This is a genomic window from Pseudomonas sp. NPDC098747, assembly GCF_044760045.1.
In the GTDB taxonomy this organism is placed as follows: domain Bacteria; phylum Pseudomonadota; class Gammaproteobacteria; order Pseudomonadales; family Pseudomonadaceae; genus Aquipseudomonas.
In genome coordinates this window covers 10408-19226 of sequence record NZ_JBIWAL010000075.1, presented here as the reverse complement: position 1 = coordinate 19226, position 8819 = coordinate 10408, and the positions used below count along the sequence as shown (strand labels likewise).

General features: G+C 57.4%; 7 protein-coding genes and 1 pseudogene. 7 read left to right on the top strand and 1 reads right to left on the bottom strand.

The features are described 5' to 3' along the window. On the top strand, positions 1-372 hold a 372-nt coding region (gene fur, locus ACIQVE_RS26910; protein ID WP_402814406.1), incomplete at its 5' end, for a ferric iron uptake transcriptional regulator. 75 nt (positions 373-447) lie between these two features. Here the strand turns inward: fur and recN are convergent. Further along, positions 448-2121, bottom strand: a complete 1674-nt coding sequence (recN, locus tag ACIQVE_RS26905) for a DNA repair protein RecN (RefSeq protein WP_402814403.1) — start codon at positions 2119-2121, stop codon at positions 448-450. A gap of 242 nt (positions 2122-2363) precedes the next feature. On the opposite strand from recN, the gene grpE reads away from it, so the two are divergent. The 6 genes and pseudogenes from grpE to ACIQVE_RS26875 all read left to right on the top strand — a co-directional run. Continuing rightward, a complete protein-coding gene (gene grpE / locus ACIQVE_RS26900) occupies positions 2364-2930 on the top strand; it encodes a nucleotide exchange factor GrpE (RefSeq protein WP_402814400.1) in 567 nt (188 codons plus the stop codon). Between the two features lie 103 nt (positions 2931-3033). Continuing rightward, positions 3034-4950: a molecular chaperone DnaK gene (gene dnaK / locus ACIQVE_RS26895; protein ID WP_402814397.1), complete on the top strand. Its 1917-nt coding sequence runs from the start codon at positions 3034-3036 to the stop codon at positions 4948-4950. A gap of 296 nt (positions 4951-5246) precedes the next feature. Next, a complete protein-coding gene (dnaJ, locus tag ACIQVE_RS26890; protein ID WP_402814394.1) occupies positions 5247-6371 on the top strand; it encodes a molecular chaperone DnaJ in 1125 nt (374 codons plus the stop codon). Between the two features lie 9 nt (positions 6372-6380). Beyond that, entirely contained in the window at positions 6381-7187 is an 807-nt protein-coding gene (gene dapB / locus ACIQVE_RS26885) for a 4-hydroxy-tetrahydrodipicolinate reductase (RefSeq protein WP_402814391.1), read from the top strand. 258 nt (positions 7188-7445) lie between these two features. Further along, positions 7446-8582, top strand: coding sequence for a glutamine-hydrolyzing carbamoyl-phosphate synthase small subunit (gene carA / locus ACIQVE_RS26880; RefSeq protein WP_402814388.1), 1137 nt, complete (start codon positions 7446-7448; stop codon positions 8580-8582). 126 nt (positions 8583-8708) lie between these two features. Continuing rightward, a pseudogene (locus ACIQVE_RS26875) lies at positions 8709-8819 on the top strand (hypothetical protein); the annotation flags it as partial.

The following is an 8819-nucleotide window of genomic DNA, read 5'->3' as shown; positions in this document are numbered from 1 at the left end:
CTCAAAGTGACCCTGCCACGGGTCAAGATCCTGCAAATGCTCGACTCTACAGAGCAGCGTCACATGAGTGCCGAGGACGTCTACAAGGCGTTGATGGAAGCGGGCGAGGACGTCGGTCTGGCCACGGTTTACCGTGTTCTGACCCAGTTCGAAGCCGCTGGCCTGGTGGTCCGTCACAACTTCGACGGCGGCCACGCAGTGTTTGAGTTGGCCGACGGTGGCCACCACGACCATATGGTCAACGTGGAGTCCGGTGAAGTGATCGAGTTCTTCGACGAAGAAATCGAAAAACTTCAGAAATCGATCGTCGAGAAGCATGGCTTCGAGATGGTTGATCACAATCTGGTGCTGTACGTACGCAAGAAAAAGTAAGCATGTCGCGCGAACTTCAGGTTCGCGAAACGAGCGAAGGCGACCCAAGGGTCGCCTTCGTGCTTTCTGCCATTCTTAAACTTTTGCGGTGACGACCATCTTCTTCGCGTGCGCCAAGGACTCTTTGGTCAGATCGATACCGCCCAACATCCTTGCGACTTCTTCTATACGGTCGTTCTTGCTCAGCTTGGAGACGGCGGTGTGCGTAGCCTCTTCCCCGCGTACTTTGTGCACGAACAGGTGCTGATGCCCCTGAGCCGCCACTTGTGGCAAGTGCGTGACGGTCAATACCTGACCGCGTTCACCGAGTCGGCGCAATAACTGGCCGACAATTTCAGCCGTCGGGCCACCAATGCCCACGTCGACTTCGTCGAATACCAGGGTTGGAACGCGAGAGGTCTGTGCGGTGATCACCTGGATTGCCAGGCTGATTCGCGACAGTTCGCCACCGGATGCGACTTTCGCCAGCGCTTTCAGCGGTTGGCCGGGGTTGGCGCTCACCAGCAATTCGACTTGTTCGAGCCCGTTAGGCAAAAGTTCGTCGCTGCTGTTGGCGCGCAGCTCGATGGTGAATCGACCGCCTGGCATGCCCAGACGTTGAATTTCTTGCTCCACCGCACTGGCTAGACTGCCAGCTGCCTGATGGCGCAGATCGCTCAGCTCCCGTGCCTTTTCCTGATAGTGGCGGGCATAGGAGGCCAACTCTTCTGCCAATCGCTCGATGGATTCGTCATTGGCATTTAGCGTTTCGATTTCATCCAGCAGTTTTTGCTGCATTTCACTGACTTCGTTCGGTTGGATCCGGTGCTTGCGCGCCAATGTGTAAATGGCGTCGAGGCGCTCTTCCAGATATTGCAGACGTGCCGGGTCGGCATCGAAGTTATCCAGGAAGCGGTTGAGTTCACCGACGGCCTCTTCGACCTGAATCTGTGCGCTGGTCAGCAAACTGCTGGCTTCGCCAAGGGCGCCAACGGAATTGTTCACGCTCGACAGGCGATTGAGGCTGGCGGTCAATGCGTTCAGCACATTGCCGGAATCACTTTCGCTGCATTGTTCGACCACTTGTCGGCAGATGCCGAGCAGGGTTTCAGCGTTGGTCAGGTTCTTGTGTTCCTGCTCCAGCTGTTCGAGTTCGTTATCACCGAGCCCGAGGTTTTCGAGTTCTTCGAGTTGGTAGCTGAGCAGTTGATGGCGAGCGCGTTGTTCGTCGCCGGAATTGGAAAGACGCTCAAGCTCCGAGCGAGTCTGGCGCCAGCGCTGCGCAGCCAGATGCACCTGGCGGGCGAGATCGGTCGCACCAGCGTATTCGTCCAGCAGGCGACGATGGGTATCGGTTTTCAGAAGGGACTGGTGCTCATGCTGGCTGTGTATGTCGATCAGCAATTCGCCAAGGGACTTCAAATCGCCAAGCGGGCAGGGCGTGCCATTGATATAGCCGCGCGAACGACCTTCCGAGGTGATGACCCGGCGCAGGATGCACGGGCCGTCGATGTCCAGATCGCGCTCGGCCAGCCAGGCGCTGGCTTCAGGGATATCGCCCAAGTCGAAGGTTGCCAGGATGTCGGCCTTGTCGGCGCCCGGGCGGACTACGCCGCTGTCGGCACGATCGCCAAGGGTCAGGCCCAGGGCGTCGAGCATGATCGACTTGCCGGCGCCGGTTTCCCCTGTGATCACGCTCATCCCGCGATCAAGTTCAAGATCGAGATGTTCAACGATGGCGTAGTTATGTACGGACAGGTGCACCAGCATAAAGGCCGCTCCCAGGCTTTAGGTCTGGTTATTTATACAGTGTTTTGTTTGGGGCTGACAATGCCCTCGCTTAGGTCGATTCGCTTGAGCAATGCAAATGCTTAGCTCATCGAGGAATGAAAAAAAGCAGCACTTTTTTGTAGGGTTAATGCTTGAACCCCCTTGAAGCCTGATTTTGCGGCCCCATATATCGGGACAGAAGCGCGAGTCGAACTCGCGGACGATATTGAAAGGAGAATTCTATGGCTGACGAACAGACAGTAGATAAGCAAAACCCAGAAGCCAATCAGGCGCCCGAGGCTTCGGGTGACGACCTGGCGACCCGTGTACAAGTGCTCGAAGAGCAATTGGCCGCCGCGCAGGATCAGTCTCTGCGTGTTGCTGCCGATCTGCAGAACGTCCGTCGTCGTGCCGAGCAGGACGTGGAGAAGGCGCACAAGTTTGCGCTGGAAAAATTCGCCAGCGACCTGCTGCCGATCGTCGACAGCCTGGAGCGCGGCCTCGAGCTGTCGAACCCGGACGACGAAAGCATCCGTCCGATGCGCGAAGGCATCGAGCTGACCCTGAAAATGTTCCACGACACCCTCAAGCGTTATCAGCTTGAAGCGATTGATCCGCATGGCGAACCGTTCAACGCCGTTCAGCATCAGGCAATGGCCATGCAGGAAAGCGCAGACGTTGAGCCGAACAGTGTTTTGAAAGTGTTCCAGAAGGGCTACCAGCTAAATGGTCGTTTGTTGCGCCCGGCCATGGTCGTGGTCAGCAAGGCGCCGGCGCCAGTTTCGCCTTCGATTGACGAACAGGCTTGAAATTGGCCGCAAGGCCCCCATTTAGAAGTCAAGCGTTTAAGTGCTACCGCAGTCAGCCACCACTGCTGCGGCATCCAAATCCAAAAGTTTCGGGAGAGTTAACATGGGCAAAATTATCGGTATCGACCTGGGGACTACCAACTCCTGCGTCTCCGTGCTGGAAAACGGCAAAGCAAAAGTTATCGAAAACGCTGAGGGCGCGCGTACCACGCCGTCGATCATCGCTTACGCCAACGATGGCGAAATTCTGGTTGGTCAGTCTGCCAAGCGTCAGGCAGTCACCAACCCGCACAACACTCTTTACGCAGTAAAGCGTCTGATCGGTCGTCGTTTCGACGAAGAAGTTGTGCAGAAAGACATTCAGATGGTGCCTTACAAGATCGCCAAGGCTGACAACGGCGACGCTTGGGTTGAAGTGAACGGCCAGAAAATGGCGCCGCCACAAATCTCGGCTGAAATTCTGAAGAAGATGAAGAAGACCGCCGAAGATTATCTCGGCGAGGAAGTTACCGAAGCGGTAATTACCGTTCCGGCTTACTTCAACGACAGCCAGCGTCAGGCGACCAAAGATGCTGGCCGCATCGCGGGTCTGGACGTTAAACGTATCATCAACGAACCAACCGCAGCCGCTCTGGCTTACGGTATGGACAAGGCCAAGGGCGATCACACCGTGATCGTTTATGACCTGGGTGGCGGTACTTTCGACGTTTCCGTGATCGAGATCGCTGAAGTTGACGGCGAGCACCAGTTCGAAGTGTTGGCCACTAACGGTGACACGTTCCTGGGCGGTGAAGACTTCGACATTCGTCTGATCGACTACCTCGTTGACGAATTCAAGAAAGAAAGCGGCATGAACCTTAAAGGTGACCCGCTGGCCATGCAGCGCCTGAAAGAAGCCGCTGAGAAAGCCAAGATCGAGCTGTCGTCCGCTCAGTCGACCGACGTCAACCTGCCGTACATCACTGCAGATGCCACCGGTCCTAAGCACTTGAACGTGAAAATTTCGCGTTCCAAGCTCGAAGCACTGGTTGAAGACCTGGTCCAGCGCACCATCGAGCCTTGCCGCATCGCCATGAAGGACGCAGGTCTGGACGTTGGCGCGATCAACGACGTGATTCTGGTCGGTGGTCAGACCCGCATGCCGCTGGTACAGAAGCTGGTGACCGATTTCTTCGGTAAAGAAGCGCGTAAAGACGTTAACCCGGACGAAGCTGTTGCCATGGGTGCTGCGATCCAGGGCGCCGTTCTGGCTGGTGACGTGAAAGACGTTCTGCTGCTCGACGTCAGCCCGCTGACCTTGGGTATCGAAACCATGGGTGGCGTGATGACTGCGCTGAACGAGAAAAACACAACGATTCCTACCAAGAAATCGCAAGTGTTCTCGACTGCCGACGACAACCAGGGCGCCGTGACCATTCACGTCCTGCAAGGCGAGCGTAAGCAAGCCACGCAGAACAAGTCCTTGGGCAAGTTCGACCTGGCCGACATTCCACCTGCACCACGTGGCGTGCCGCAGATCGAAGTAACCTTCGACATCGACGCAAACGGCATCCTGCACGTTGGCGCGAAAGACAAGGCTACCGGCAAGACTCAGTCGATCGTGATCAAGGCCAACTCCGGTCTGTCCGACGAAGAAATCGAGCGCATGGTGCGTGACGCCGAGGCGAATGCCGAGGAAGACCGCAAGTTCGAAGAGCTGGCCGCTGCCCGTAACCAGGGTGATGCACTGGTTCACTCGACTCGCAAAATGGTCGCTGACGCGGGTGACAAAGTCACCGCCGAAGAGAAGACTGCGATCGAAGCTGCCGTGGTTGCTCTGGAAGCCGCTGTGAAAGGCGACGACAAGGCTGCCATCGAAGCGAAAGTCGAAGAGCTGTCGAAAGTCTCCGCTCCGGTTGCTCAGAAGATGTACGCCGAACAGGCTCAGCCTGCTGAAGGGGCGGCACCGCACGACGAGAAAGCCGAAAAAGCTGACGATGTTGTCGATGCTGAGTTCGAAGAAGTTAAAGACCACAAGTAAGTTGTTGGTCGGCCGGTTGACTGCCTTAAGGCGGTGACTGGTAGGATGTCGCCGCGCGGGAGCTTGCTCCCGCGTTGGCGTATCTGGAATACGCGAATTTTTACAGCATGCGACAAGGTTCGGATGCTGTGGTATGGCCGGGAATGCTCCTGCTTTTCGCGCCGAAAGTACCGCATGAATCAAAGACCAGGATCGTTGAATTGACGTGAGTTGGGTCCGGGCCTGTATTGGGGCTCAACGAGTTTGGCGATCCTCAGGAGGGGTTTGCCGAACGTCCTCAAGAGTGCGAAGAACTTATGGCTAAGCGTGACTATTACGAAGTGTTGGGTGTTGAGCGTGGCTCAAGCGACGCGGACCTGAAAAAGGCCTATCGTCGTCTGGCGATGAAGCACCACCCGGACCGTAATCCCGATGACAAAGCATCGGAAGAACTGTTCAAAGAGGCCAACGAGGCCTATGAAGTATTGTCCGATTCGAGCAAGCGTGCAGCGTACGACCAGTACGGCCATGCCGGCGTAGACCAGAGCATGGGCGGTGGCGGTGCCGGTTTCGGCGGTCAGAACTTCTCTGACATCTTTGGCGATGTCTTCAGTGATTTCTTTGGTGGCGGTCGCGGCGGTTCCCGTGGCGGCGCCCAGCGTGGCAGCGATTTGCGCTACACCCTGGAGCTGAATCTGGAAGAAGCGGTGCGCGGCACCTCCGTGAATATCCGCGTGCCGACGCTGGTCAACTGCAAGCCGTGCGATGGCTCGGGCGCCAAGAAAGGCTCGTCGCCTTCGACGTGCCCGACGTGTGGCGGCATCGGTCAGGTGCGCATGCAACAGGGTTTCTTCTCGGTGCAGCAGACCTGCCCGCGCTGCCATGGCCAAGGCAAGATCATTTCTGATCCGTGCGATTCCTGCCACGGCGACGGTCGTGTCGAAGAGTACAAAACCCTGTCGGTCAAAGTGCCGGCCGGCGTTGATACTGGCGACCGTATTCGTCTGTCTGGCGAAGGCGAGGCGGGGACTCAGGGTGGTCCGACTGGCGACCTGTACGTGGTCATCAATGTCCGCGAACACGACATCTTCCAGCGTGACGGCAAGCATCTGTTCTGCGAAGTGCCGATCAGCTTTGTCGATGCTGCGTTGGGCGGCGAGCTGGAGATTCCGACCCTTGATGGTCGCGTCAAACTGAAAATCCCTGAAGGCACCCAGACCGGCAAGCAGTTCCGTGTGCGCGGCAAAGGCGTAGCGCCAGTGCGCGGCGGCGGTGCGGGCGATCTGATGTGCCGTGTGGCCGTCGAGACCCCGGTCAATCTGAACCGTCGTCAGCGTGAATTGCTTGAAGAGTTCCGCAGCTCGCTGGCCGATGACAACAGCCATTCGCCGAAAACCACCGGTTGGTTCGATGGTGTAAAGCGCTTCTTCGGCGATTTGTAAGGAGTCGGCATGCGACGTATTGCAGTGATGGGCGCCGCCGGGCGCATGGGTAAGATTCTGGTCGAGGCCGTGCAGCAGCGCGCGCCGCTGACCGGGCTGACTGCCGCGATCGTTCGCCCGGGCAGCACGCTGATCGGCGTCGATGCCGGTGAGCTGGCATCGCTGGGGCGAATTGGCGTGCCGTTGTCCGGTCATGTCGAAGCGGTAGCTGATGAATTCGATGTGTTGATCGACTTCACGCTGCCGGAGGTTATGCTGAAAAACCTGGCCTTCTGTCGTAAGGCAGGCAAGGCCATGGTCATCGGCACGACCGGGCTGGACGCTGCGCAGAAAAAACTGCTGGCCGAGGCGGGCAAGGATATCCCCATCGTGTTCGCCGCCAACTTCAGTGTCGGGGTCAATCTGTCGCTGAAGCTGCTGGATATGGCGGCACGTGTGTTGGGTGATGATGCGGATATCGAAATCATCGAAGCGCATCACCGCAACAAAATCGATGCGCCGTCAGGTACGGCGTTGCGCATGGGTGAAGTGATTGCCAGCGCGCTGGATCGTGATCTGCAGAAAGTTGCGGTCTATGGCCGTGAAGGTCATACCGGTGTCCGCGAGCGTGAAACCATTGGTTTTGCCACGGTACGCGGTGGGGACGTGGTCGGTGATCACACGGTGCTGTTCGCTTGTGAAGGCGAGCGGCTCGAGATTACGCACAAGGCTTCAAGTCGCATGACTTTCGCCAAGGGTGCGGTGCGCGCTACGTTGTGGCTGGATGGTCGCGCGCCGGGTCTTTACGACATGCAAGACGTGCTCGACCTGCATTGAAATGCTACAGAAACCGGGTTCAAACCACATGTTTGAGCCCGGTTTGTTCCGCCAAGCGACGCCCTGTCGCATTCTCTGCCCTTTCGGGCTCATTGGCGGTAGACCAAAAAAGCCTTTTTCTGTAAGCTACAGCTTTAGTGTGTCCACTAAAAGCGCGCAGAATAATTCAGTGAACAAGCGGGGTGACGTGTCCATACGTCATTCCGCTTTTTTACAACCTGCGATCGCCCTTTCATGCGTTATTTACGGGAGGTCTTCTTGACTAAGCCAGCCATACTTGCCCTTGCTGATGTCAGCATTTTTCGCGGCGAAGCCATTGGAGCCGACGGTCAAACCGTTGGTGAGGTGGTGTTCAACACCGCAATGACCGGCTATCAGGAAATCCTTACCGATCCTTCCTACGCCCAACAGATCGTTACCCTGACCTACCCGCACATCGGCAACACCGGCACCACGCCGGAAGACGCCGAGTCGGATCGCGTCTGGTCTGCCGGTCTGGTCATCCGTGACCTGCCGCTGGTGGCGAGCAACTGGCGAAACACGATGTCCCTGGACGATTACCTGAAAGCCAACAATGTTGTGGCAATCGCCGGTATCGATACCCGTCGCCTGACCCGCATCCTGCGTGAAAAAGGCGCCCAGAACGGCTGCATCATGGCCGGCGACAACATCTGCGAAGAAGCCGCCATTGCCGCAGCGCAAGGCTTCCCGGGCCTGAAGGGCATGGATCTGGCGAAAGTCGTCAGCACCAAGAAGCAATACGAATGGCGCTCGACGGTCTGGGATCTGAAAACCGACAGCCATGCGACCATCGAAGCCTCCGAGCTGCCATACCACGTGGTTGCCTACGACTACGGCGTCAAGGTCAACATCCTGCGCATGCTGGTTGAGCGCGGCTGCCGCGTTACTGTCGTGCCGGCGCAAACGCCTGCTGCCGACGTACTGGCACTGAAGCCGGATGGCGTGTTCCTGTCCAACGGCCCTGGTGATCCGGAGCCATGCGACTACGCCATCAAGGCAATCAAGGAAGTGCTGGAAACCGAAATTCCGGTATTCGGTATCTGCCTCGGTCACCAGTTGCTGGCTCTGGCCTCCGGCGCCAAGACCCTGAAAATGGGCCACGGCCACCACGGTGCCAACCACCCGGTACAGGATCTGGACACTGGCGTCGTGATGATCACCAGCCAGAACCACGGTTTTGCGGTAGACGAAGAAACCCTGCCCGCCAACGTTCGCGCGATCCACAAGTCGCTGTTCGACGGCACCCTGCAAGGTATCGAGCGCACCGACAAGAGCGCGTTCAGCTTCCAGGGTCACCCTGAAGCGAGCCCGGGCCCGAACGATGTAGCGCCACTGTTCGACCGCTTCATCAACGAGATGGCCAAGCGACGCTAAGCGTTCGCCTTGAGACTGTAGAGAGAAGCCCCTCGAGGGTGGCCCCGGTACCGGCGGCCCCTTCGAGGCTTCAGAAATCGATCAAGACGGCTTGCCGACTGACCTGCGGATTTGAGTGACAAACCCATGCCAAAACGTACAGACATTAAAAGCATCCTGATTCTCTGAGATGGGAAGATCGTTTTGTTGGTTTAGTGTGTTTTAGAGTTTTTAGTTGTCGTTGGTTGCATTTTCATT

What these genes read in the sequence shown, in the direction of transcription:
- dnaK (WP_402814397.1), top strand. Translation starts at nt 3,034, where the DNA reads ATGGGCAAAATTATCGGTATCGACCTGGGGACTACCAACTCCTGCGTC.
- dapB (WP_402814391.1), top strand. Translation starts at nt 6,381, where the DNA reads ATGCGACGTATTGCAGTGATGGGCGCCGCCGGGCGCATGGGTAAGATT.
- dnaJ (WP_402814394.1), top strand. Translation starts at nt 5,247, where the DNA reads ATGGCTAAGCGTGACTATTACGAAGTGTTGGGTGTTGAGCGTGGCTCA.
- recN (WP_402814403.1), bottom strand. Translation starts at nt 2,121, where the DNA reads ATGCTGGTGCACCTGTCCGTACATAACTACGCCATCGTTGAACATCTC.
- grpE (WP_402814400.1), top strand. Translation starts at nt 2,364, where the DNA reads ATGGCTGACGAACAGACAGTAGATAAGCAAAACCCAGAAGCCAATCAG.